Source organism: Arthrobacter pascens (assembly GCF_030815585.1).
Classification (GTDB): domain Bacteria; phylum Actinomycetota; class Actinomycetes; order Actinomycetales; family Micrococcaceae; genus Arthrobacter; species Arthrobacter pascens_A.
In genome coordinates this window covers 1,568,215-1,591,618 of record NZ_JAUSWY010000001.1, presented here as the reverse complement: position 1 = coordinate 1,591,618, position 23,404 = coordinate 1,568,215, and the positions used below count along the sequence as shown (strand labels likewise).

Annotated in this window: 28 protein-coding genes and 1 tRNA gene; 20 read left to right on the top strand and 9 right to left on the bottom strand. The window is 63.9% G+C overall.

Annotated elements, in window-relative coordinates:
• Positions 1-115: 115 nt before the first annotated feature.
• Both pepN and QFZ30_RS07455 read left to right on the top strand, forming a co-directional pair.
• The gene (pepN, locus tag QFZ30_RS07460; protein ID WP_307074881.1) at positions 116-2,668 is read left to right on the top strand and encodes an aminopeptidase N; all 2,553 of its coding nucleotides are present in this window, start codon (positions 116-118) and stop codon (positions 2,666-2,668) included.
• A 23-nt stretch (positions 2,669-2,691) separates the two neighbouring features.
• Positions 2,692-3,165 (top strand): OsmC family protein, encoded by a 474-nt coding sequence (locus QFZ30_RS07455; RefSeq protein WP_307074879.1) that lies wholly within the window; start codon positions 2,692-2,694, stop codon positions 3,163-3,165.
• On the opposite strand, the gene QFZ30_RS07450 is transcribed toward QFZ30_RS07455, so the two are convergent.
• Positions 3,149-4,159, bottom strand: a complete 1,011-nt coding sequence (locus QFZ30_RS07450; RefSeq protein ID WP_307074876.1) for an epimerase — start codon at positions 4,157-4,159, stop codon at positions 3,149-3,151. The two genes, QFZ30_RS07455 and QFZ30_RS07450, sit on opposite strands and share 17 nt — an antisense overlap.
• 119 nt (positions 4,160-4,278) lie before the next feature.
• Here QFZ30_RS07450 and QFZ30_RS07445 point away from each other — a divergent pair, with 119 nt between their 5' ends.
• Positions 4,279-4,974, top strand: coding sequence for a mechanosensitive ion channel family protein (locus QFZ30_RS07445; RefSeq protein ID WP_307074874.1), 696 nt, complete (start codon positions 4,279-4,281; stop codon positions 4,972-4,974).
• Positions 4,975-4,978: 4 nt separating this feature from the next.
• Entirely contained in the window at positions 4,979-5,431 is a 453-nt protein-coding gene (locus QFZ30_RS07440) for a globin (protein ID WP_307074872.1), read from the top strand.
• A 7-nt stretch (positions 5,432-5,438) separates the two neighbouring features.
• On the opposite strand, the gene QFZ30_RS07435 is transcribed toward QFZ30_RS07440, so the two are convergent.
• Complete coding sequence (locus tag QFZ30_RS07435; RefSeq protein WP_307074870.1) at positions 5,439-6,113, bottom strand: hypothetical protein; 675 nt, start codon at positions 6,111-6,113, stop codon at positions 5,439-5,441.
• A gap of 63 nt (positions 6,114-6,176) precedes the next feature.
• On the opposite strand from QFZ30_RS07435, the gene QFZ30_RS07430 reads away from it, so the two are divergent.
• The gene (locus QFZ30_RS07430) at positions 6,177-7,157 is read left to right on the top strand and encodes an acyl-CoA thioesterase (protein ID WP_307074868.1); all 981 of its coding nucleotides are present in this window, start codon (positions 6,177-6,179) and stop codon (positions 7,155-7,157) included.
• A gap of 64 nt (positions 7,158-7,221) precedes the next feature.
• Here the strand turns inward: QFZ30_RS07430 and ettA are convergent, their stop codons facing one another.
• From ettA to QFZ30_RS07415, 3 genes are all read right to left on the bottom strand, one after another.
• Positions 7,222-8,904, bottom strand: a complete 1,683-nt coding sequence (gene ettA, locus QFZ30_RS07425) for an energy-dependent translational throttle protein EttA (RefSeq protein WP_307074866.1) — start codon at positions 8,902-8,904, stop codon at positions 7,222-7,224.
• Between the two features lie 45 nt (positions 8,905-8,949).
• A complete protein-coding gene (locus QFZ30_RS07420; RefSeq protein WP_307074864.1) occupies positions 8,950-9,525 on the bottom strand; it encodes a DUF6993 domain-containing protein in 576 nt (191 codons plus the stop codon).
• Between the two features lie 64 nt (positions 9,526-9,589).
• Positions 9,590-10,138, bottom strand: coding sequence for a single-stranded DNA-binding protein (locus QFZ30_RS07415; RefSeq protein ID WP_307080116.1), 549 nt, complete (start codon positions 10,136-10,138; stop codon positions 9,590-9,592).
• A gap of 608 nt (positions 10,139-10,746) precedes the next feature.
• Between QFZ30_RS07415 and QFZ30_RS07410 the strand changes: the two genes are divergently transcribed.
• The 13 genes from QFZ30_RS07410 to QFZ30_RS07350 all read left to right on the top strand — a co-directional run bounded on the left by QFZ30_RS07410 (position 10,747) and on the right by QFZ30_RS07350 (position 16,218).
• Complete coding sequence (locus QFZ30_RS07410; protein ID WP_307074861.1) at positions 10,747-11,232, top strand: hypothetical protein; 486 nt, start codon at positions 10,747-10,749, stop codon at positions 11,230-11,232.
• Between the two features lie 185 nt (positions 11,233-11,417).
• Positions 11,418-11,594, top strand: coding sequence for a hypothetical protein (locus QFZ30_RS07405; protein WP_307074859.1), 177 nt, complete (start codon positions 11,418-11,420; stop codon positions 11,592-11,594).
• Positions 11,595-12,124: 530 nt separating this feature from the next.
• Positions 12,125-12,445 carry a hypothetical protein gene (locus tag QFZ30_RS07400; RefSeq protein ID WP_307074857.1) on the top strand — a complete coding sequence of 107 codons (321 nt, stop codon included), beginning with the start codon at positions 12,125-12,127 and terminating at the stop codon, positions 12,443-12,445.
• Positions 12,367-12,726 (top strand): hypothetical protein, encoded by a 360-nt coding sequence (locus tag QFZ30_RS07395; RefSeq protein WP_307074855.1) that lies wholly within the window; start codon positions 12,367-12,369, stop codon positions 12,724-12,726. The genes QFZ30_RS07400 and QFZ30_RS07395 overlap by 79 nt, the downstream gene beginning before the upstream one ends.
• A gap of 376 nt (positions 12,727-13,102) precedes the next feature.
• The gene (locus QFZ30_RS07390) at positions 13,103-13,240 is read left to right on the top strand and encodes a hypothetical protein (protein ID WP_307074853.1); all 138 of its coding nucleotides are present in this window, start codon (positions 13,103-13,105) and stop codon (positions 13,238-13,240) included.
• A 37-nt stretch (positions 13,241-13,277) separates the two neighbouring features.
• Positions 13,278-13,988, top strand: a complete 711-nt coding sequence (locus QFZ30_RS07385) for a DUF6270 domain-containing protein (protein ID WP_307074851.1) — start codon at positions 13,278-13,280, stop codon at positions 13,986-13,988.
• Positions 13,989-14,167: 179 nt separating this feature from the next.
• Positions 14,168-14,365, top strand: coding sequence for a hypothetical protein (locus QFZ30_RS07380; RefSeq protein WP_307074849.1), 198 nt, complete (start codon positions 14,168-14,170; stop codon positions 14,363-14,365).
• Entirely contained in the window at positions 14,359-14,577 is a 219-nt protein-coding gene (locus QFZ30_RS07375) for a hypothetical protein (RefSeq protein WP_307074848.1), read from the top strand. Before QFZ30_RS07380 ends, QFZ30_RS07375 begins: the two co-directional genes overlap by 7 nt.
• Positions 14,578-14,593: 16 nt before the next feature.
• Entirely contained in the window at positions 14,594-14,914 is a 321-nt protein-coding gene (locus tag QFZ30_RS07370; protein WP_307074846.1) for a hypothetical protein, read from the top strand.
• 7 nt (positions 14,915-14,921) lie between these two features.
• Positions 14,922-15,626: a hypothetical protein gene (locus QFZ30_RS07365; RefSeq protein ID WP_307074845.1), complete on the top strand. Its 705-nt coding sequence runs from the start codon at positions 14,922-14,924 to the stop codon at positions 15,624-15,626.
• A 25-nt stretch (positions 15,627-15,651) separates the two neighbouring features.
• Positions 15,652-15,903 (top strand): hypothetical protein, encoded by a 252-nt coding sequence (locus QFZ30_RS07360; RefSeq protein WP_307074844.1) that lies wholly within the window; start codon positions 15,652-15,654, stop codon positions 15,901-15,903.
• A 3-nt stretch (positions 15,904-15,906) separates the two neighbouring features.
• Positions 15,907-16,044, top strand: a complete 138-nt coding sequence (locus QFZ30_RS07355) for a hypothetical protein (protein WP_307073723.1) — start codon at positions 15,907-15,909, stop codon at positions 16,042-16,044.
• An 18-nt stretch (positions 16,045-16,062) separates the two neighbouring features.
• A complete protein-coding gene (locus QFZ30_RS07350; protein ID WP_307073722.1) occupies positions 16,063-16,218 on the top strand; it encodes a hypothetical protein in 156 nt (51 codons plus the stop codon).
• Positions 16,219-16,882: 664 nt separating this feature from the next.
• Here QFZ30_RS07350 and QFZ30_RS07345 read toward each other — a convergent pair.
• Positions 16,883-17,383, bottom strand: coding sequence for a hypothetical protein (locus QFZ30_RS07345; RefSeq protein WP_307074842.1), 501 nt, complete (start codon positions 17,381-17,383; stop codon positions 16,883-16,885).
• Positions 17,384-17,462: 79 nt separating this feature from the next.
• On the opposite strand from QFZ30_RS07345, the gene QFZ30_RS07340 reads away from it, so the two are divergent.
• Positions 17,463-17,535 (top strand) — tRNA-Arg (locus QFZ30_RS07340).
• Between the two features lie 71 nt (positions 17,536-17,606).
• Here QFZ30_RS07340 and QFZ30_RS07335 read toward each other — a convergent pair.
• The 3 genes from QFZ30_RS07335 to QFZ30_RS07325 all read right to left on the bottom strand — a co-directional run bounded on the left by QFZ30_RS07335 (position 17,607) and on the right by QFZ30_RS07325 (position 22,041).
• Positions 17,607-17,747, bottom strand: a complete 141-nt coding sequence (locus QFZ30_RS07335; RefSeq protein ID WP_307074840.1) for a hypothetical protein — start codon at positions 17,745-17,747, stop codon at positions 17,607-17,609.
• The gene (locus QFZ30_RS07330) at positions 17,710-20,568 is read right to left on the bottom strand and encodes a PAS domain S-box protein (protein ID WP_307074838.1); all 2,859 of its coding nucleotides are present in this window, start codon (positions 20,566-20,568) and stop codon (positions 17,710-17,712) included. Before QFZ30_RS07330 ends, QFZ30_RS07335 begins: the two co-directional genes overlap by 38 nt.
• Before the next feature lie 195 nt (positions 20,569-20,763).
• Positions 20,764-22,041 carry an ROK family transcriptional regulator gene (locus QFZ30_RS07325; RefSeq protein WP_307074836.1) on the bottom strand — a complete coding sequence of 426 codons (1,278 nt, stop codon included), beginning with the start codon at positions 22,039-22,041 and terminating at the stop codon, positions 20,764-20,766.
• 162 nt (positions 22,042-22,203) lie between these two features.
• On the opposite strand from QFZ30_RS07325, the gene xylA reads away from it, so the two are divergent.
• The gene (gene xylA / locus QFZ30_RS07320) at positions 22,204-23,391 is read left to right on the top strand and encodes a xylose isomerase (RefSeq protein WP_307074834.1); all 1,188 of its coding nucleotides are present in this window, start codon (positions 22,204-22,206) and stop codon (positions 23,389-23,391) included.
• The last annotated feature ends 13 nt before the right edge of the window (positions 23,392-23,404 follow it).

Sequence of the window (23,404 nt, the reverse complement as noted above, 5' to 3'; positions counted from 1 at the left end):
GTGCTCCACGCTGCTTGCCTGTGGCCCAAGCAGTGAAAGAATGTCTTCACAGTGCCCGGCGCAGGCCACCTCCCGCCGGCAACCGCAACCTTTCTGGAGGCACCATTTGCCAGGTATGAACCTGACGCGCGACGAAGCCCGCGAGCGCGCCGAACTGATCGCCGTTGATTCCTACGATGTCAGCCTGGACCTGACCAAAGGCGACAAAGTCTTTGGCACCACCACCACGGTGAAGTTCACGGCGGTTCCGGGATCCTCCACCTTCATCGATGCTGTCACGCACACGGTCCACAGCGTCACTTTGAACGGCACCAGCCTCGATCCGGCAACGGTATCGGACGGGATCCGGATCCAGCTGCCGGACCTTGCCGGCACCAATGAGCTGACGGTAGTGGCTGACGCCCCGTACATGAACACCGGCGAAGGCCTGCACCGGTTTGTGGATCCCGTTGACGGCGAGGTCTACCTGTACACCCAGTTTGAGGTTCCGGATTCCCGCCGCATGTTCGCCGTCTTTGAACAGCCCGACCTGAAAGCCACATTCACGTTTACCGTCACCGCGCCTTCGCACTGGGATCTCATCTCCAACTCCCCCACCCCGGCGCCGGAGGAAACCACGCCCGGGGACAGCGGCGGGGCGCGCTCCCTCTGGAAGTTTGCCGCCACGCCCAGGCTGTCCTCGTACGTCACGGCCCTGATCGCAGGTCCGTACCAGCCGGTCCGCAGCGAGGTGGCAAGCTCCGATGGGAGGGTGATTCCGCTCGGCATCTTTGCCCGGAAATCGCTGATGCAGTATCTCGACGCGGATAACATCTTTGAACTGACGCGCCAAGGGTTCGAATTCTACGAAGCCCAGTTCGGCTGCCCGTACCCGTTCGAGAAGTACGACCAGCTGTTTGTGCCGGAGTTCAACGCCGGCGCCATGGAGAACGCGGGAGCTGTCACCATCCTGGAAGGTTACGTCTTCCGCAGCAAGGTCACCGGAGCGCAGATTGAGCGCCGGGCCATCACCGTGCTCCACGAGCTCGCGCACATGTGGTTCGGCGACCTCGTGACCATGCGCTGGTGGAACGACCTCTGGCTGAACGAGTCCTTCGCCGAATACATGTCCCACCTGGCGGCAGTGGAAAACACGTCCTTCACCAGCGCCTGGACCACGTTCGCCTCCGTGGAGAAGTCCTGGGCCTACCGCCAGGACCAGCTGCCCACCACGCATCCGATCTTCGCCGAGATCACCGACCTGCAGGACGTGGAAGTCAACTTCGACGGCATCACCTATGCCAAGGGCGCCTCGGTGCTGCGCCAGCTTGTGGCGTGGGTAGGACCGGAACAGTTCATGGCGGGGGTGCGCGAGTACTTCGCCAAGCATGCCTGGCTGAACACCGAACTCAGCGACCTGATGGTGGAACTGGAGAAAGCCAGCGGCCGTGACCTGGACCATTGGGGGCGGCTCTGGCTGGAGACCGCCGGTGTCAATACCCTTCGGCCGGAACTCGAAGTGGACGAAGCGGGGGACCTGACATCCTTCGCCATCCTCCAGTCCGCCGTCGAAGAATGGCCCACCATCCGTCCGCACCGGCTGGCCGTGGGGTTCTACAACCTCAACGGCTACGGCAAGCTGGAACGCGTCCACCGCGAGGAGCTGGACGTCGACGGCGAGCGCACCGAGGTACCTGCACTGGCAGGCATGCCACAGCCGGACCTGATCCTGATCAACGATGACGACCTTGCGTACGCCAAGGTCAGGCTGGATGAGAAGTCACTGACCACCGCGACAGCACACCTGAAGGACTTCAGCATGAGCCTGCCGCGGACCCTGGTATGGAACTCCGCCTGGGATGCGGCGAGGGACGGCGAAACCCCCGCCCGCCGGTATGTGGAGCTGATCCTGGCCAACGTGGCGGCAGAATCGGACTCGTCCGTGATCCTGGTCCAACTGCGCCAGCTGGCCACCACGCTGAATTTCTTCGTCGCCGAAGAACACCGCGAAGCCACAGCGGTGGCGGCCGTGGACAGGCTCTGGGACCTCGCGTCCTCCGTACCGGGCGGGTCCGACGCCCAGCTGCAGTTCGTCAAGTCCTTCGCCCTGCTGGCACTAAGCTCCGGGCAGCTGGACAACGCAGCGGGGCTCCTGGACGGCTCCCTCACGCTTGACGGCCTTACGGTGGACCAGGACCTGCGCTGGGAACTGCTGGCATCGCTGGTGGCCGGCGGCAGGCTGGGCCAGGAACAGATCAACGCCGAGCTGGCGCGCGACAACACTGCCAGCGGCCAGAATGCCGCTGCCCTGGCCAAGGCAGCCATCCCCACGCCGGAAGCCAAGGCCGCGGCCTGGGAGTCGATCGTGGTCAAAGGCGAGCTCTCCAATGCGCTGCAGGGCTCGGCCGTCGCGGGCTTCAGCCGGGTGCTGGACCGTTCGCTCCTGGAGCCGTACGCGGAAAAGTACTTCGATGCCGTACCGGGGATCGTCGCCAGCCGCACCCATGCGCTGGCCCAGCAGATCGTCGTCGGACTCTACCCGGCGCTGCTGACCACGCAGGCAACCATCGACCGTACTGACGGGTTCCTGGCGGCCCTCCCGGCGGAAAGTGCCGCGCTGCGGCGCATGATGCTGGAAAACCGCGACGGCGTTGCCCGGGCACTGCGTGCCCGTGCCGCCGACGTCTGACCAGCCGCCGTTAAGCTGGTCACATGAGCCTCGGTGAGCATCACTATTCGCTGACGGTCCGGTGGACCGGCAATCTGGGAGACGGGACGTCGTCCTATCGCGGTTACGCACGGGACCACGACATTCAGATCCCCGGGTTGCCGGTCCTCAAGGGCTCCGCTGACCCCACGTTCCACGGGGACAGGTCACGGTACAACCCCGAGCAGTTGCTCCTGGCCGCCCTCGCCCAGTGCCACATGCTGTCCTTCCTGCACGTGGCCGTCCGGCACGGGGTGGTGGTCACTGACTACCAGGACGATGCCACCGGCGTCATGCGCCTGAACAGGGATGGCAGCGGGCAGTTTGAAACCGTCACGCTCAACCCGCGGGTAACGCTGGCGGACCCGGCCCACGTGGAGCTTGCAGGGCAAATGCACCACGAAGCCAACCAGGTCTGCTTTATTGCCCGGAGCGTCAACTTTCCGGTGCTGCACTCCCCCGTTACGCTGACGGCCTGACCGGCTGATTGGCGAGCAGTTCCCTGGCCAGCCGGGCTTCCGTCGCAGGCGCAAGCCCGGCCTTGCGGTGGCGGCCGAGACCGCGGCTGCGTTCGTCGTCGAGCGTGTCCTTCAGGGTTTCCTGCCAGGGCCGCAGCGCCAGTCCGGCCACCCTTGCGGCCCCGTTGCTTCTGGCGGAAAAACCATCATGACCCGGTGGCAGCCAAAGGGGAAGGGAGTCGGGCCCCGCCCAGTAATCGATCCCATGGTTGACCAGCCACTCCTCGGGTGCCGTGAGGACCTCGCCCTGATAGCCCGCGATACTCCGGGACGCCGCGACATAGTCCCCGAACGGCACCTGATCCCCCACGGCGTTCAGCGGGCCGGTCACACCGCGGTCCGCAGCGTCGAGAATCCAGGCGGCCAAATCACGGACATCGATGACCTGGGTGGCATGGCCGGTGATCGCAGGGACCACGGCCGGCTGGTTGTCCCGGGCGAACCTGGCCGGCCAGTAGCCGTACCTGTCGGTTCCGTCGCCGGGGCCGCCGATCAGGCCCGCGCGGCAAAGGTGGGCTTTCCCGCCGGCAGCCTCCATCGTGGCCTGCTCAATGGCTGACTTCGATTCCCCGTAGTTCTCGGGTGTGGAGGCCATCCCGGCCGGCAGGGGCGGCAAGAGGTCCGCGTCTTCTGCCGCCTGGGGCGTTGAGTGATCTGCATAGACCGAGCAGTTGGACACGAAGGTCCAATGGCCCGCGTGGTCAGCCAGCCTGGTCAGGGCATCCCGTGCCAAGGCCGGATCACGGGCCACCTCAATGACGGCATCCCACTCTCCGGATACCTCTGTGTAGCTGTTCGCGCCAAGTGAACGGTCCGCCTTCAGCCACCGGACGCCCTCCGGCGGCTCTGCCGTGGAACCGCGGGCCAGGCACGTCACGTCGTGCCCGGCGGAGACGGCCTGCCGGGCGATTTCTGTCGAGAGAAAGGCGGTTCCGCCCAGGATCAGGATGCGCATGTGTACACGCTACGACGCTAGGCTTGAAGGAGGACAGAGTCTTATGCGCTGGGCGAACCCGCGCACCTGACGTACATCATCCCCGGCTGTCGCCGGAGATCCCCAAGGAGCAGCCACGTATGTTCAGCACGTTGTCGATCACCCCTACCCTCCCATCCCAACCCGACGGAATCAGTGTCGCAGGCATTGTGATCAGCCTCGGCATCGGCGTTGCGATATGGCTGGTGGCGACGTTCGTGATTTCCCGGATCAGCAGGCGCGTGGCGTCGGGTACCAATTTCTTCAAGAAACCGCACTTCAGGTGGGTTGCTCCTGCACTTCGGGCGTTGGACCACGAGCGGCGTGTGCAGCGGGCGGAAACCATCGGTTCCCTGCTCAACAGCATCGTCGGAGTTCTGGTGGCCGTGATCACCAGCATGTACGTGCTGCAGAACCTCGACATCGACATCGCCCCGCTGCTGACCAGCGTGGGAATCCTGGGTATCGCCATCGGTTTTGGCGCCCAGCAGCTGATCCGCGACTTCCTGGCCGGGATTTTCATCACCATAGAGGACCAGTACGGGATCGGCGACGTCATCGAAACCAGCGAAGTTGTGGGCGTTGTTGAGTCCATGGGGCTGCGCATCACCCGGGTCCGTTCAGAGGACGGTGCCATCTGGTACCTGCGCAACGGCGAGATCCTGCGCGTCGGCAACCGTTCACAGGGCAACTACGTGCCGGTGCCGGATACCCCGGCCGACAGCCCTGAATCTGCACTGCACGAACCTGCCACCAACACCGAGACTAAGAAGACAGAACAGAAGGCAGGAGAATAGCAATATGAGCACACCTGCCGAGCCCCAGCAGCCGCGCCAGCTGATGCAGAACGACCCCTTCAGCCAGCCTGGCTACACGGACAACTTCTACGATGCCGTGGGAGGCCACGAGACCTTCGTCCGGCTCATCGACGTTTTCTATGACGGCGTCGCAACGGATCCGTTGCTGCGTCCGATGTATCCGGAAGAGGACCTGGCCCCGGCCAAACGGCGGTTCCTGATGTTCCTGGAGCAATACTGGGGCGGTCCCACCACGTACGGCGAGGAACGCGGCCACCCCAGGCTGCGGATGCGCCATATGCCGTTCCAGGTCACTCCGGAGGCCAAGGACCGCTGGCTGTTCCATATGCGGGCGGCCGTTGATTCACTTGAGCTGCCCCCGCTGTATGAAACGACGCTGTGGGATTACATGGAGCGTGCGGCACTGTCCATGGTGAACAGCCCGTCCGGGGGCTGAGGCCCGGTCAGAGGCCTGAGGTCAGTCCCAGGCCGCTGCCGGTCCGCATCAGGACATGCCCGCGTGTGCCGGTGAGGCGGAACCAGCGGCCCGCACGGTAGAGGTTCTGGTCCCCGTCGGCGAGGAAGCCCAGGGTCAGTGCTGCAAAAGCCGCACCGGCCGGGACCCCGGATTCATCCAAAGCCCTGCCCCAGACTGCGGCACGGGCATTGTTCACGATCAGGGCGCCCGGTTTGTCCGGCACAATGCCTGCCACCTCGGTGATGCCCGCTTCGGCGGCCCGCCGCAGTTCGGAATCGGGAACGGAACTGACAAGCTCCCAGCCGGACCTTGGCGCGCTGACCCCTGTCCAGGACTCGGTGACGGTGGACGGCGGAACCGCCAGTTCGACGTCGTCCTCCCCCGCCCGGGCGAGCCGGTCCAGGACCGCCGAAATCGGGACAGTAACATCCGTGGAGGAAGGTTCCGCCAGTCCCATGGTGCGCAGGCCAAGGATGGTGGGGGTGTCTTCGCCCAGCAGCCTGGGCCTCAGCACGCAGACGTAAGCGGCGAGAACGGAACCCGCGGCCTGAAGCCGCATCGCGCCGTCGTCAATTGCCTTGGCGCGCAGGGCGAAGGTTCTCAGATCCGCGAGATCACGCGGATCCGAGAACCGGAAGGACTTGGTTAATAGATCAGACACACAATGAACACTACCGGCTTCGCCTCGGTTGAGCAGCGCCGGGGCGGCGTCTAGAGTCGAACCATGACTGAAGCCGAAACCGGATTGCTGGCGCCGCCCAGCGGCGACCCCACCTCATCGCTCATCAAACTCCTGGATCTTGGCGAGCTCGAGGGCGCCAGGACTGACGAGGACATTTTCCTGGGTCCCTCACAGCAGCAGCCGCATCAGCGGGTGTTCGGCGGCCAGGTACTGGCCCAGTCCCTTATCGCTTCGTTCAGGACAGTGGACCCAGACCGGTTTGTTCATTCCATGCACGGGTATTTCCTGAGGCCGGGTGACGCCAACAAGCCCATCACGTTCGGCGTCCAGCGGCTGCGCGACGGCCGTTCCTTTTCGGCACGGCGTGTCCATGCCTACCAGGACGGCGTGCCCATCCTGTCCATGATCGCGTCCTTCCAGGGCGAAGATGAAGGCATCGAACACGAATCCGCGATGCCGAAAGGCATCCCCGATCCCGAGTCACTGCCCAGCACCGCAGACCTGCTGGGCAAGTTCGACCATCCCGTGGCCAAGCACTGGGCCTATGAGCGGCCGTTCGATATCCGGCACGTGGACCCGCCGCTTTACGTCTCCGCGAAAGGCAAAAGAGAGGCGCGGAACGCGGTGTGGATGAAGACTTTCGGTCCCATGCCGGACGATTCCAACCTGCACCGTGCAGCCCTGGCGTACGCGAGCGACTACACCCTGCTGGAATCCATCCTGCGCCGGCACGGGCTGAGCTGGATCACCCCGGGCATGAACGTGGCCAGCCTTGACCACGCCATGTGGTGGCACCGGCCCGCCCGGGTGGACGAGTGGCTGCTCTACGTGCAGGAATCCCCCAGCGCCCAGGGCGCCCGGGGGCTGGCCACAGGCAAGATCTTCAACCGGGCCGGTCAGCATGTGGCGTCCGTGGCGCAGGAGGGTATGGTCCGCGTTCCCACCGACCTGAAGAACAAAGTGGTGGGCGCGTTCCAGTCCAAGGTCCTGGAACACCAGCTCCGCAAGGCGGAGCGGGACTGACGTCTGCCTTCGCACGTAAAAGGCCGGCACCCGCGTGGGGTGCCGGCCTTTTATATACCCTTGATCAGTCGCGGGTCAGGCGGCGGTGCGTGACGCGGTGCGGCTTGGCCGCATCCGGTCCGAGGCGCTCCACCTTGTTCTCCTCGTAGGATTCGAAGTTCCCCTCGAACCAGTACCACTTGGACGGGTTTTCGTCGTCGCCTTCGTAGGCCAGGATGTGTGTGGCCACCCGGTCCAGGAACCAGCGGTCGTGCGAGACCACCACGGCGCAGCCGGGGAACTCAAGCAGCGCGTTTTCCAGGCTGCTGAGGGTCTCGACGTCGAGGTCGTTGGTCGGTTCGTCAAGGAGCAGCAGGTTGCCGCCCTGCTTGAGGGTCAGGGCCAGGTTCAGCCGGTTTCGCTCACCGCCGGAGAGCACCCCCGCCTTCTTTTGCTGGTCCGGTCCCTTGAAGCCGAACGCCGCAACGTAGGCGCGGGACGGCATTTCCACGTGGCCCACCTGGATGAAGTCCAGGCCGTCGGAAACAACTTCCCACAGGGTCTTGTTGGGATCGATGCCGCCGCGGTTCTGGTCAGCGTAGGAGATCTTGACGGAGTCGCCGATCTTCAGCTCGCCGCCGTCGAGGGGTTCTATGCCCACGATGGTCTTGAACAGCGTGGACTTGCCCACCCCATTGGGGCCGATGACGCCCACAATGCCATTCCGCGGAAGGCTGAACGAGAGCCCATCGATCAGGGTACGGTCGTCGAAGCCCTTCTGCAGGTTCTTCGCTTCCAGGACCACTCCGCCCAGGCGCGGTCCAGGCGGAATCTGGATCTCTTCGAAGTCAAGCTTCCGGGTGCGGTCCGCCTCGGCGGCCATCTCCTCGTAGCGGGCAAGACGTGCCTTGGACTTGGTCTGGCGGCCCTTGGCGTTGGAGCGGACCCATTCCAATTCCTCGGTAAGGCGCTTGGCCTGCTTGGCGTCCTTCTTGCCCTGGACCTCCAGGCGCGCCCGCTTCTTCTCCAGGTAGGTGGAGTAGTTTCCCTCATAGGGGTACAGGTGGCCACGGTCCACCTCGGCGATCCATTCCGCCACGTGGTCAAGGAAGTACCGGTCGTGGGTGACGGCCAGTACTGCGCCGGCGTAGCTGGAGAGGTGCTGCTCCAGCCACAGCACGCTCTCGGCGTCCAGGTGGTTGGTGGGCTCATCGAGCAGCAGCAGGTCAGGCTTCTGCAGCAGCAGCTTGCAGAGCGCCACGCGGCGTCGCTCACCGCCGGAAAGCAGGGTGACGTCAGCATCGGCGGGCGGGCAGCGGAGGGCGTCCATGGCCTGCTCGAGCTGGGAATCGAGGTCCCAGGCATCGGCGGCGTCAATGGCCTCCTGCAGGTGACCCATTTCTTCGAGCAGCCGGTCGTAGTCAGCGTCCGGGCTGGCCATTTCCTCGGAGATCTCGTTGAAGCGCTGGATTTTTCCGTAGATCTCACCAACGCCTTCCTGGACGTTGCCCAAGACAGTTTTTTCCTCGTTCAGCGGCGGTTCCTGCAGCAGGATCCCCACGCTGTAGCCAGGGCTGAGCCGGGCCTCACCGTTGGAGGGGGTATCCAGCCCGGCCATGATCTTGAGGATGGTGGACTTACCGGCACCGTTCGGGCCAACAACACCAATTTTGGCGCCCGGAAAGAAGGACATGCTTACGTCGTCAAGAATGAGTTTTTCGCCAACGGCCTTACGGGCCTTGGTCATTGTGTAGATAAATTCCGCCATGGTTCCAAATCTAGTGGGTTGGCGGGTATATCTCACATTCGTCCGTCAGGCGGCTGCCCCAACAAAGCACTTGCCGCTGGACAGGACGGGAAGAACGGTCACCGTGACGCCGCCGTCACGGATCTGGCCGACCACGCAGTCGCCGCCCTGCAGCACGGCAGCTTCGACGGCGTCCGCTTCCAGCCCGGTAGGCGTGCTGCTTTCGGAGACTTCCAGGGCTGTGGCAGGGATGCCCGCCCCGGTCAGTGCCTCCGCCACCTGGGCCGTTGCGGGCTTCGGGGTGCCGGCGGCCAGCCGGTTCAGCGCGTCGGTGAGGGTCTGCTTCAGCGCAGCCGTTGCGGGGTCCTCGGCAGCGGCGGTACTGGTTCCCTGTGCAGCACCGGCAGCCGGTGCCGGCGCTGTTTGTGCCGCCGCACCGGCTGGCGATGAAGCCCCCGGATCCGCCCTGGATGCCGACGGCCCGGGCTGCTGCCCGCCGGTGCACGCCGACAACGCCGCGGCAACGGCAATGCAGCCAGCGGCAGCGATGAAAACCAGGCGCCTCGGGACACCGGCGGATGCTGAGGACCCCGGCCCGGCAGCATCTGATTTTTTCCGCCGGTGATCCCTGGTGCTCGTCATGCCGCCCATTCTGCCATGCCGCGGCGGAGGGGATCGCCGCCGCATGGAGGGCGGCGCGGTCGGTTCAGGCCGCAGATCCGGCGAGTTCCCCGGTTTCCGTATCCACGGAGACGTAGTCCCCGTTCACGTCCTCGACCATGACGTCCTCCGGCGCGGCGTCCTCCTCGGCGAAGTCGCGGTCCCCGAAAATGCTGCCTGCGGCCTCAGGCCCATCCTCAGCGGGAAGAGCATCATCCGGGGCCGTCTGCGGGCTGTTCTTGACCGTCCGGATGAAATTGGCCGAGCCAAGGGTCAGATCGTGGCCCACGGATTCGGCATCGATTTCAGCAGAATGATAAATCCGGCCATCCTTTTCCCAGCTGCGCATCCTCAGCCGCCCCACGACAATGACAGGCTGTCCTTTGCGGATGCTGCAGCCCAGGTTTCCGGCCAACTGACGATAGCCCTGGACCCTGAACCAGTTTGTGTGGCCATCGACCCAGGCGCCCGAGGAGCGGTCGTACCGCCGGCCCGTGGAGCCAATCCGGAATGATGCCGTGGCGACGCCCCCGGGCGTTGTGGATGTTGTGATGTCTGTGGCGACGAAGCCGCGGACCGTAATGAAGTCACCCATGTTCATGTTCATGTCCTGTCTCGTAGGTAATGCCTTTCCAGGCAAAACCAGCATCGCGGCGATACCAGTCCCCCGCGAGGGGTGGGTTTGCATATGTGCACAACGTTGCGAAAACAGGCGCTGTGGAGGACGGGTGCGGACCTGACAGCGGCGGCACCCGGGGCCATGTAAACTTTTTGAGGCGCCGGAATTCAGATTCCGGACACCACGTGCCCCAGTAGCTCAGGGGATCCCACCTAGGCCTACCGAAACTTTGGAATCCGGGCAGGTAAAGACGGAGTTTATTGATTCATCCTCAGGCACAGACTGGGTAGGGCTCTCCCCCGAATATGTGGTCCTCGGCTCACCTGGTGCGTCGGCTCCGTCGAATAGTGGGCACGGGTCAGTGACGGGCGCACAGTTGGCGGACGAAACCACGGAGGCCCTCGGGGACGCCTACCTCACTTCCACGCTGGAGCGCATCAGCGTTACCACGCTGAAAGTGGTCCACACGGCAGGTGCGTTGCCGGGGGGAAGCTCGAACTCCGCTACCCGTCCACGTCCACAACGATTTGGGCGCGCTGGCTCAAGGAAGCGTTCCCGCTGATCCGGGGTTTCGGGAAAACCGGGTGGACAAAGCAAACCGTCAATTCCACCACTCCGGGCCGGGATATGCGCCGGTGATGGCCCACGACTGCGGCCCGTGGCTCTCCCGAGAATCGGACACGACGGTGATTCTGAGGGTCACCGACTACATTGCAGGCCAGGTGTCAGAGCCGGCGCCTGTGATCCCCGGAATGCGGGTCCGGTATGATCCGAGGCGGCAGCTCGGGGACGTGATTACGATCAGCTCTCCGAAGCTCCTCGGGGTCACCCTGACTGCCCTTGTGGTGTCCATAAGAACAGCGCCGAAGACTCCTACACCCAATCACTTGGGCGTTCGGATCATCAGTGCCGCAACGACCTACACCACCTATGCGCAGTTCGAGGCAGTGCACCCCGAATCGCTCACGTATGAGCATTGGCGGCTCCTCTTCGCTGCTACCGACACATACGCAACGTTCAATTCTGACCCGCTGAAAGATCCTGATGACCACGTACACGAGTCCTCATAGCCTGCCGATCGTGGAAGCCACGAACCTTATCGCTGCCACGGGTGACGGGCTGCGGGAAGACGTCAACGACCTTCGTGCGCGTACTCCATTCAGTCGACCGGTGCGACCCTGTTGAATATGCCCGGCGGGGTCACCGCGGACGGCAGCGTCACGATCACGTCCAACAACCACGCAACGCTGCGGTCGTGATCCAGAGGGTGGACACGTACACGCAGGGTAGTTGGCTTCGGACCACCGGCTCCGCCACGGCGCAGGCGTGGGGGCCGTGGCGGAAGCTCGTCACGGATTCCATCGCTGCCGGGGGTCCGCCGTTCCGTCGGACACTGCTGATTGAAGCGTTCCGGCACCGCAGGGTGGTCTGATCGGCACCGACGGCATCGCCGTGGTGGCCCTCAGGTTTACCCATGGATTGGCGAACTTCGAAACGAAGATCCTGCCACTGCTGCGCAAGTAAAATCTGCCGTGGTCCCAGCGGTCAACCCCCGCAACCTGGCCGACAGCACGAACCTGTCGAGCTTCACGGAGTTGCAGGGGTGGGCGGTCAACGACGGCGGCGAGGTAGCGAACCACGGCGCCGACCACGGTGACGCGACAACATCCGCATTAGTGGATCAGATCGTGAATTCACTGACCGAGCTACAGTCCGGAATGCCGCAACTGGCCGTTGAGACGTGGAATCCGCCCGGTGTGGCCCCGGACGGGTACATGGGATATTCGGGGTACTCGACACCGGAGGAGCATTACAACACCGAGGCCGGACAACTTGCCCTTTCCCACCATGCGGTGGTGAGCGGCTACGTTCCCGGCCTGTACCGGGAGCTCCGGGGCGGGCTCGAGATAGGGCATGGTCCACACCACCACCGACGCGCAGACCCCCGCATGGGTGGATGGTGTGATCCGGGGTGCTATCGACGCGCAGATGGGCGTCCAGTTGATGCTCCACCCCGTCTACGTGGACACGACCGGGTACATGACCGCCGCTGATGTGGAAAGCGTGTTCGCGAACATCGCATCCCTGCGCGATTCCCGGCAGCTTGAGGTGCTCATGCCGTCAGGGTTGCTGATCGCTGACCGGGGCAGCGAACAGCGGCAAAACCTGATCGCTAACGGCTCGTTCAAGAGCACCTTCACGTCATGGGCGGACACTACGGGCTGGTCCGTTGTGATCTCGGGGAAATCACCTTCGCGACCACGACGACAGGGACGCCGCTGACGCAGACACTGTCTTTCGCCCGCAAGGAAGCGTACCTCGGCGGGGCGCGCGAACTCGTGTACCGGGTGAGGGCTGCGGCCGGAGCGGTGGTCCGCGCTAGTGTCACCGGGACGGGGATCAGCGCCACGAAGGATCACACACTGGCCGCCTCCACGGCGTGGGTTGAAGTCCGTAAGCCCTTGGTGATCCCAGCGAACCTGTCCGGCGCCCTGACCGCCGCCGTGGGCCGCGTCTCCGGCGGGGCCGTGGAGATCACCGACGTTCGGCTGCAAAGCATCTAAGGAAAGGCGCAGATTATGCGAAGAATAAATACTTGGTCGGACGCGGCGTCAACAGGGGAAGCTGAAATCGACCTCGGCGGCGGCCTGCGGCGGCTGGGCAACCTCGTAGAGTGCAACTTCCAGGCGTTGATTCCGGGGGTGGCAGGGAACGCTAGTTACGCCAACTTCATCCCTTCCGGATTTCGGCCCCTTCTTACCGGTTCTATGCCACAGCGCCGTACTGGAGCAGTGAGGATGCCCGAAGGTTTCGATTGGCAGGGCCTAACCCGGAGTTCTTGTCGCTCCTGGCAGATGACGTATTCAACGCCGCCGTGGCGTGGTCCACGAACGACACCTGGCCGACCACTCTGCCTGGCACGGCAGTAGGGTGCATCCCATGATGACGCACGAACTCGACGACAACGGCCAGCCAACTCACGTGGATATCGACCCGTTCATCCCGACCGGGATCTGCGCGATCTGCGCCGAAACGCCACGGGAAAGGCTGGCGCCCGAGGACCGGAACCAGGAGTGATTAAGTGAAAGGTTTCCCCGGCCGCTAGGATCATCGCATGGGGAATATTTTCATTTATGGGGGTTGCGTCACAAGGGATGCGTTCGAGCACCTCGAAGGGCACACACTCCTCGACTACGTAGCCCGGCAGTCACTGATCAGTGCCGCGTCTGCCGGCACGGATCTACTCGGGACCGGAACCCTGGCCTCCGCGTTCCAGAACCGGTCATTGGACGGGGACATCAAATCCACGCTGTTACCGAAACTGCGGAGGCGGGCAGCTGACGCTGACCTGGTCCTGATGGATCTCCTGAGTGAACGGCTCGGGGTCCTTGCCCTGGCGGATGGCAGCTACGTGACAAACTCCCGCGAATTGCGCACCAGTGGCAGGCTCGGGGATCTAAAGCCGAAGCAGATCGCCTTCGGCACCGACCGTCACTTCAATCTGTGGCAGCGGGCAGTTCGCCAGCTGATGCGGAACCTGTCCGCCGGTAACCTCACGAACAAAGTCCTGGTGATCGAAACACCATGGGCGACGCTCACAGACACCGGCGAAGACGTCACAACATTCCGGGGCATCCCCGCAGCGGAAGCGAACACACTCTACCTCCGCTACTACGACCACCTCCGCACCCTGGGGCTTCGAGCGGCGCGGATCCCGGAGCATCTGGCAGTCTCTTCCCTCACGCACAAATGGGGGCCGGGCTCCTACCACTATGCAGACCCCGCCTACCACTGGATGCGGGAACAAATAAACGCAGCACTCTGAATATGAAAGGCACCCCTCACCGGGTGCCTTTTTTGTGCCCAAATGCCGAGGAGGCGCCCACATGAAAGCAAGCCATGATTGACCGCGCCCGAAAGCTATTGAAAAGTGGATGGCTGTGTAAGGCCAGGCGTTACGCACTTGACACGCTCCCGAAGGTCTACGGGCCACGCGGGACCATCATGCTCGGTAAGGGCATCATCTGCCTGTGCTTCGGGTTCGCCTACATTGGCGTCCTGAAAACCACGCCGAGCGCAGGGCTGGACCTCGTCCTGCGCATCATGCCTCTCCCGCTCTGGGGTGCGCTCTGGTTCATCACCGGGTTCATGCTGATAGCGGCGGCGTTCAAGGTTGACCCTCGAGGGCGCTCGGGATGTTGACCGGGATGCTCTCCATCTGGGCGCTGTCCTACATCGACTACTTCGGCCGCGTCCCGGTCCTCCCAAACGGCAACGACAATACGGCCTTCCTGTTCGCTGTCATCCTGGCGGGGATGGCGCTGAGTGCGGCGGGGATTGCAAGGATGCTCAATCACGGAAAGTCGCACCCGGAAGTCATCGAGGCGCCGGGGGAAGCGAAATCTGATGACTGATTTTCTGCGGGACTGAATGCCCGCGATCGCCCTCGTCCTGGCACCGACGGCGGGCGTCATTGCCGCCCGCTGGAACCGCAAGTCACAGGTTGAAGCGAATCACTTGACGGGCTCCGGGCAGGTCTTCACCCAGCAGAGCACCCTCCTGCAAGACATCCAGGAAGAGAAAAACCAAGCCAAGGCCGATATCGACAAGCTCCGCAAAGACTTCGAGGACTTCAAGAAATCTGTGCATTCCCAGTTCTCCCAGTACCGGGCATACATCCACAAACTCCGCGGCCAAGTCCATGACCTTGGCGGCGTTCCAATCGAGTGGCCCAAAGACCTAGACCAGTGAGGAATCCATGAGCTACTACCTGGAAGACCACCCCAACACCAACCTGGCGCAGTACGGATGGCCCCGCAACAGAGTCTCCGGTGTGATTGGGGTCCACACAACCGAGTCCGGCGTCTTCCCCGCGGGTTCCGATCCGAGCGCCGAGAACACCGCCCGCTATATCGGCGTCCGCACCAACCACGGCAGCTACCACGCACTGGCCGACTGGGACACCCGCATCAAACTGGTCCGCCCCAGGTACGCAGCGTGGGCGGACATCACCAACAACGTCCACGCCATGTCCGTTAGTGGTGCCATGAACGCGGCCCGCTGGCGCGACCTCACCCCGGAACGCGCCGCTGGCATCGTCCGCAACATGGGCATCGCGGCCGCGGAGCTCGTGCTGGACGCCATCGCGGCCGGGCTGCTCGACAGCCCGCCCCCGGCCCGGCGCATCACCGCGGCGGAGGCCATCGCCGGCACCAAGCCGGGATTTTATGGGCACGGCGAGACCAAGCCGGGAACACGGTACGACCCGGGCCAGAACTTCGACTGGGGTCTTTTCCTGGCTACCTACGCGGCCGCTGTCGGCGGCGGCATCATCCCACAAGGAACCATCAGCAAGGAGTGGTACGAAATGGCACTTGACGCAGACACTAAGCGGCAGATCAACGAGGCAGTCTGGGGCGGTCCCGGCATGCCCATGATCCACAACAACGAACTCGGCCGGTGAGTACGCGGGCACCACGTTGGGGGCCATGACCGACCGGATCGTCCGGCAGCAGATCGTCCCGCTCCGCGCGGAGGTTGCCGCCCAGACCGCCATCACACAGAACCTTGTCAGTGCGCTCAACGCGGTGGCCGGAGGCGAGAAGTTCGACGAAGCCAAACTGCTCGCCGGCATCGAGAAGACGGCATATGCGGCATCAAAGGCTGGTGCGGCTGCGGGTGTGCAGGAGTCCATTGACACAATTGAGAAGACCACAACCGTCAACATCAAGGAGGGCTGACCCGTGGCTGATCACGTCGCTCTCTCCACCCAGGAGCGCAACCCGCGCTCGGCTGTGGCCCGGACGCTCGCCGCGTTCGCCGCTCTCATCCCGCTCCTAAACCTCGTCCTCGCAGTGGTCATCGAAACGCTCGAGCCCTAGGTATACCTGCCGGTCTGGGTGTTCCCCGCACTCAACGGCGTCCTCGTGGCCACGGCCGTGCTCACGGCCTTCGTGACACGCATCCTGGCCATCCCAGGCGTCAACACCTGGCTCCGAGAGTACTTGCCTATCCTCGCTCCAGAGGACAAGACTCCACGGACGATCGAACAGTAGGAATCAAAGCGCCCGCCCACTTCGGTGGGCGGGCTCTTTCGTCGTTAAGTGTTGAGTGCCGGCGAGGGCTGGGGGAAACCTCTGGTCTCCAAAGGTCTCTCCTCGCCGGCACTCACATTCAATCACCCAGAAATGGAACCCCACACGAGTACCGAGTACTCCATTGTCGGCGCCCTCGACACCTGCTCGGTTCGGGACTACTGAGAAGGCTCCTTGGAGCGGATCACGCCGATGAGTTTCACCGCTCCACCTTTAGCGCCCGCCCACGAACGTGGGCGGGCGCCCTCTTTCGCGTCTGCATCCGCATGCCGCTCGCAGTCCTCGCAAAACAACGTCTCGGCCAGCTCCCCACAGCACTGACACCTATGCTCCTCATATGCCATACCTCAAGGTCTACCCCCGCTGGCTGGGATCTACCCGCCGGGCTGCTGTACAAAGCCTGAAACGTCCTCGACATCTTCTGTCGGACCGCATCACCGGATGCAAATTTCATCAGGCTCTCCGCACTCCACCAATTGCGGAGGCGGCTTGGGGGAAGCCCGCACTCTGATCGGGGCGCGATCAGTTCTACTACCGGTGGTGCCACCAGGGCAAATGCAGAACCCATTTGGGAAGCCATTCGGGTAAGGGGTTTCCTTTTCTTACAGTCGCCAGGCTACGAAACCTAAAAGCGAAGTTCCCATATCGCGGGCGCGACCATATCCAGCAATTCCTCTATAAAGCGTGGCAGATCCCCTGACGGCGGCCACTGTCGTGGGGGAGTTCCGAACAATCCGTCATGGAGGTCGGCAAGCTTTTCGATTAGGCCCGTAACTTGGCGAGCACGCAAGGCAACTCGCGAGTCCGGGATGCTTGCGAGGGCCAGACCAGCGTCAACCGCAGCGCGATATCGTAAGCTCATCTCCTGCTGAAGGACGTCCGATACTTCTTTGCGCTCCTTCTGCAGGTCGCCCGAGGACTGCATGCGTGCGATCTTGGCCAAGTGAATCAGGTACACGCGGGCTCTGTGTTGGAAATCGGTCACCCTGGGGCCCGCATCCTGCGCTTCGTCGTTTCTTGCTTTTCGCCAGGCGAACCCAGTCTGGATTATGCCGCCCAACAGGACGCCCAAGAAACCAATCATCGCGACGGTAAAGTCGGCATTTTCTTCCATGCGTCCAAACATGGCAGTACTCTGCCACTGTCACTGGTCGAACCATATATTTTGGGGCTGCTGAGGGCGGGGCTACACTGGATTGCGCCCAGCCCCAGTAGCTCAGGGGATAGAGCAGAAGCCTTCTAATCTTCGGGTCGGGGGTTCGATTCCCTCCTGGGGCACACGCGTAAGGGCCGGACATCATGGTGATAATCAGATGTCCGGCCCTTTTGTCATTCCCTTGGGGACGACGTCAGGCGGCGAGGGGCTCGGCGTCGGGAGGTGCAACGCGCCGCCGGCCGGAGCGCTCGGGGATGGTGATGGCCGGCAGGAGGTCGAAGCCGTGGTGGATGCCCTCAGGCCTGAGCTTCAGGTACATCGTGGTGGTGTCCATGTTGGAGTGCCGCATGCTGCGCTGGACCGAAGTCACTGACGCCGGCCTCGTGCGTCTCGGTGGCCAGGGAAGCGCGGAGCTCGTGGGGCCGGTGCTTGAGGCCGGCCCGCCTGATCGCTTCCCCGATCAGGCCCGAGACGGAGTTACCCATGATGTGCCCATGCCCTGCAGCGTGCAGACGGTTCGCGGTCCGGTTGGGGAACCAGTAGCCGGTCCGGGGCATCTGGTGGAACAGTGGCCAGACGGCGGCAGGGACGGGCAGGGTCGCTTCTTTGCGGCCCTTGCCTATGGTCTTGAGGGTCCGGGCTTCCCAGTCGATGTCAGAGCCGTTCACGGCCGCGATCTCCGAAACGCGTAACCCGAGGTAGTAGTGAAGGGCGACCATGACCCGGGTCTTCCGGTAGATCCCGCCATGGAGCAGGGTATTGATCTCCTCGACGGTGAAAGGGTTGGGGTCCGGGAGGGCGGGCCTGGCCGCTGCCGGCGTCAGGACGGCCTCAGCGGTGCCTTCCATCAGGCGCACGAGCCCGTCATGGAGTTCTGAACCCCGCACGGGTTTGGTCAGCCTTTCGCGGATGCCTGCCGCGGCCAGATCGGACTTTGCGACCTGGGATGACGTCAGCAACATGAGCCGGATACCCCGCAGGTCGGGGTCGGCGCTGAGCTCGTGCGCAAGCTCCAATCCGCCCATGTCCGGCATACACATATCAATCACGGCGATGTCGTAGGGTCGCCCGGCCGCTGCCCCGGCCCGGGACCGGGCCAGGGCAGTGAGCGCGTCGGCGACGGCCTCCGGCCTCAGTCTCCAGGCTGTCAGCTGTGATTCCAGCACGAGCCGGTGGGTGGCGTTGTCATCCACCACCAGCACCCGCAGCCCGGCCAGCGGACCGGAAACCACTTGCTCCGGGAGCCCCGCAAGGACTTCAGCCACTGGCAGCTGGATCGCGAACCAGAAGGTGCTGCCCTCACCCGGGGCGCTGCTCAAACCGATCTCCCCGCCCATAGCTGAGGTCAGGCGCCGGCAAATCGCCAGGCCCAGGCCGGTTCCGCCATACCGGCGCGTGGTGGAAGCATCTGCCTGGGAAAACGAATCGAACAGGCGCAGATGATCCGCGGCATGGATACCGATTCCGGTATCGCGGACCTCGAACCGCACCAACGCCGTTCCTGCGTCCTCTCCCAATAGGTTCACCCGGATGGCGACCTCCCCGGACGCAGTGAACTTCACGGCGTTCGAGGCCAGGTTCAACAGGATCTGCCGGATCCGGCCAGCGTCACCGGCCAGCCGCAAGGGTACGTCGGGCCAGCAGTACGCAATCAGCTCCAGGCCCTTGCGCTGCGCGTCTTCGGAGAGGAACGTGGCAATTTCCGCCACCAGGTGCCGCGGATCAAAGGACGTTACATCCAGATCAACTTTCCCGGCCTCCAACTTCGAGAAATCCAGGATGTCGTTGATCAGGTTGAGGAGGGCCCCGGCCGCCGTCTGAACTCCTTCGGCGTATTTGCGCTGCGTCTCATCGAGCGGTGTGTCCAGCAGCAGCGCCGTCAGGCCGATAACGCCGTTCATCGGCGTCCGGATCTCATGGCTCATCGTCGCCAGGAACTCTGACTTCAACCGGCTCGATTCCAACGCCGCCTCACGGGCGGCCAGCAGGTCGGCTTCAGCGGCCCGTCGCGCGGTGATGTCCTGCCCGATCGTCGCGATCCCGCGGACCCCGTGTTCACTGCGGATGGGGGACATTGTCAAGGACACGGGCACGATGGACCCGTCTTTCCGCAGCCGGTCCGTCTCAAAGCTGCGAGCCTCCCCGCCGTCCATGATCGCGGCCAGCACTGCGTCCTCAGCCTGGCGGTGATGATCCGGAATGAGGATTCGAACGTCTTGGCCTATCACTTCGGCCGCAACATATCCGTACAGCCGTTCGGCTCCGGGGTTCCAACTGGTAATCAGGCCCTCGGGCGTCTTGCCAATGATCGCGTCCGCTGAGGATTCAACAATGGCGCCCAGGCCTTCCAGCTGCGCGAGTGCCTCCCGCGCCTGGTCCTGCGCGCGGCAGCGGGACGTCACGTCACGGAAACTCCAAACCCGCCCGACAATCTCTTCCCCGACACGTTGGGGCCGGGAGTACCGTTCGAAGGTGCGCCCGTCATGGAAGTTCAGTATGTCCAGGCTTTCAGCGCCTGGATCGGCGTACAGTTCACGCACTTTGTCCACGAAGCTGTCCGGATTGGCCAGCTGATCCAGGACAAACGCCATCACTCTCCCGTCGTCGTGGGAGGCCATGAGCTCCGCCGGGATGCCCCAGAGAATGGCGAACCGTTCGTTGGAACCGGCAATTCGCCCACCCGCCGTCACCACCAGAATGCCATCCGCGGTGGATTCCAAGGTGGCGCTGAGCAGCGACAGGGCATCACGGAGTTCCGTGTCGATGCGGCCGCGTTCACTCACATCACGGATGGACGCAACTATTTCCATACCGGGTCCGACGCCGAGCGGAGCGAAGCTCGTCTCGATAGGAAACTCAGTGCCGTCACGGTAACGGCCGAACAACTCCATGTCCGTCCCTGCCCGGCGGATCGCCGGATTGGTGGCAAAGCGCTCGCGGATGGCCTCAGTGTGGCCCTTGAACCGCGCTGGAAGCAGCATTTCATAATGTCTGCCAAGTAGCTGGCTCCGTGGATAACCAAAGAGCCGTTCCGTATGGGCATTAACGAATGTGATGACCCCGGCTTGGTCGATCACCAGCAAAGCGTCGGGCACGGCCTCGGCCAACTCCCGGTAGGAACCGAAGTGATCTACAGGCGTGGTTAAGTTTGCCATTTCGGCCCCAAGCATTAATGGTTACCAAAGCCGCCGCACCCTCGGACGTCTGGGATGTGCCGAAATGGCCCTCCCCATGGACAGGCTATCCGGGCCAGGACCCGAAAGCACCACCAACAGGGTGGCGGCACTCCAGCACGGAGCATCTTGGTTGGCCGGCCTCAGCCAAGTGTGGCCGGGCAAGTCCTCAACTGGCTAGGGACGGAGCCGGTGCGGGGCCTCCACGAGTGAGCGGACAACACTGCCGGCGGCGCCCAGGAGTGCCCCCGCCTCCCCCACCGAGGACAGGCTGATGTTTTCCGGCGGCACCTTTCCCGGCGCGTACCTTGCCAGGCTCTCTGTGAGGGCGGGTCGGAGCCATTCGCCCAGGATCGCAAAGTGGCCGCCCAGCACAACCGAGGAAATGTTCAGCAGCCTGGCCGTGGAAGCCACGGCCACCCCCAGGTAATGCCCCGCCCGTGCAACAGCGGTGGCGGCGCCGTCGTCCCCGGCCGCGAGCGCGGCCAGAAGCCGCGCCAGGCTTTCAGACTTTGAGGTTCCCGGAGGCTCTCCGGCGGATTCAGGCAGCGCTTCTCCGGTGGCTCTGGAATCTCCGATGATTCCGGCGGCGGTGAAAATTGCGTCCTGTCCCGCCACTGTTTCCAGGCATCCGGTGCCGCCGCAGGAGCATACCGAGCCCTCCGGCTGCACCACGATGTGTCCCAACTCACCGGCGTGCCCGTCCGGCCCTGCGAAGAGCTCCGAACCGATCACCAGGCCGCCGCCGACACCCACTTCACCTGAAACAAAAACGAAATCAGCCGCGCCCGCTGGCCGGTAGCGCAGCTCCGCCAGCGCCGCGGCGTTGGCTTCGTTGAAAAGCGTTGTGCCCAACGGCACCCCGGGAAGCAGCGATCCAAGATCCAGGGTTTCCGAATTCCATCCGAGGTTGGGCGCCATGATCACCGTCCCGGTTCTGTCCTCAACTAGTCCGGGAACAGCCAGGCCCCCGCCCAGCACCTGGATGCCCTGCGCCTCGCCAGCGCCGCGGAGTTCCGCCGCCAGCGCGGCAAGGGAGGCCACGACGGGACCGGCAGCACTGTTCCGGTTGTCACGCTCCCGCGTTTCCTGCAGCAGGAGAGTCCCGGAAAGGTCGGTCAGGCCGGCAGCAATGTAATCCACATTGATCTCCATGCCCATCACGGCGCGGGCGGGGTTCAGCTCCACGCCAACCCCGGGACGCCCGCGCTCACCTTGGGGATTCAACCCGATTTCCCTGATGAGTCCGGCATCCAGCAGGTCCAGCACAAGGCTGGACACCGAGGCTTTGGTCAGACCGGTGGCTGCGGCCACCTGGGCACGGGTCAGGTGTGTGCCGTGCGCGGACCGGGCAATCCGTCCGAGAACGAGGGCCAGGTTGCTCCTGCGGACGTCGCCCATGCTGCCGGGCGCCACCGGGTCGGGCGTACCGGTAGCAGCGGTTGAATTCGCCATGCCGGCCTCCTCCGGGTGAAGTCCGGGCGTTTTGAGTGCCCGTTCCCTATTGACCTTAGCTCATCCCGGCTTATATAGTTCAAGCGATAAACTAAGTGCCGGATTCCGGCGACTTCACGTGCCTGACGACTTCACAACGCCCCACGACTGCAAGGACGCATCATGACACTCACGCCCACACCCGGCGATAAGTTCACCTTCGGCCTCTGGACCGTTGGCTGGACCGGAGCTGATCCCTTCGGCGTAGCCACCCGCAAGCCCTTGGATCCCGTGGAAGCCGTGCACAAACTCAGCGAACTCGGCGCCTACGGCATCACCTTCCACGACAACGACCTTGTTCCCTTCGACGCCACGGTTTCGGAGCGCGAACTGATCCTGAAGAACTTCCGGACCGCCCTGCAGGAAACCGGGCTCAAGGTCCCCATGGTCACCACCAACCTGTTCAGCCACCCCGTCTTCAAGGACGGCGGCTTCACCTCCAACGACCGCTCGATCCGCCGCTTTGCCCTGAGCAAGGTGCTGCGCAACATCGACTCCGCCGCCGAATTCGGCGCCGAGACCTTCGTGATGTGGGGCGGCCGCGAAGGCAGCGAATACGATGGCTCCAAGGACCTGTCCGCCGCCCTGGACCGGATGAAGGAGGGCGTGGACACCGCCGCCGCCTACATCAAGGAAAAGGGCTATAACCTCCGCATCGCCCTGGAGCCCAAGCCCAACGAACCCCGCGGCGATATCTTCCTCCCCACCGTCGGTCACGGCCTGGCGTTCATCGCCCAGCTCGAACACGGCGACATCGTGGGGCTCAACCCCGAAACCGGCCACGAGCAGATGGCCGGACTGAACTTCACCCATGGCATCGCCCAGGCTTTGTGGGCAGGCAAGCTCTTCCACATCGACCTCAACGGCCAGCGTGGCATCAAGTACGACCAGGACCTGGTGTTCGGCCATGGCGATCTCACCAGCGCCTTCTTCACCGTGGATCTGCTCGAAAACGGCTTCCCCAACGGCGGACCGAAGTACGAGGGCCCGCGCCACTTCGACTACAAGCCCTCACGCACCGACGGCTACGACGGCGTCTGGGAATCCGCCAAGTCCAACATGTCCATGTACCTGCTGCTCAAGGAACGGGCGCTTGCCTTCCGCGCCGACCCCGCAGTCCAGGAAGCCCTGGCAGCTTCCGGGGTGTTCGAGCTCGGCGAATCCACGCTCTCGGCCGGCGAAACAGCCGGCGACCTGCTCGCGGACACGGCTGCTTTCGAGAACTTCGACGCCGACTCCGCCGGAGATCGTTCCTTCGCCTTTGTGCGGCTCAACCAGCTGGCCATCGAGCACCTTCTGAACGCCCGCTGACCGTCCTGCCTGG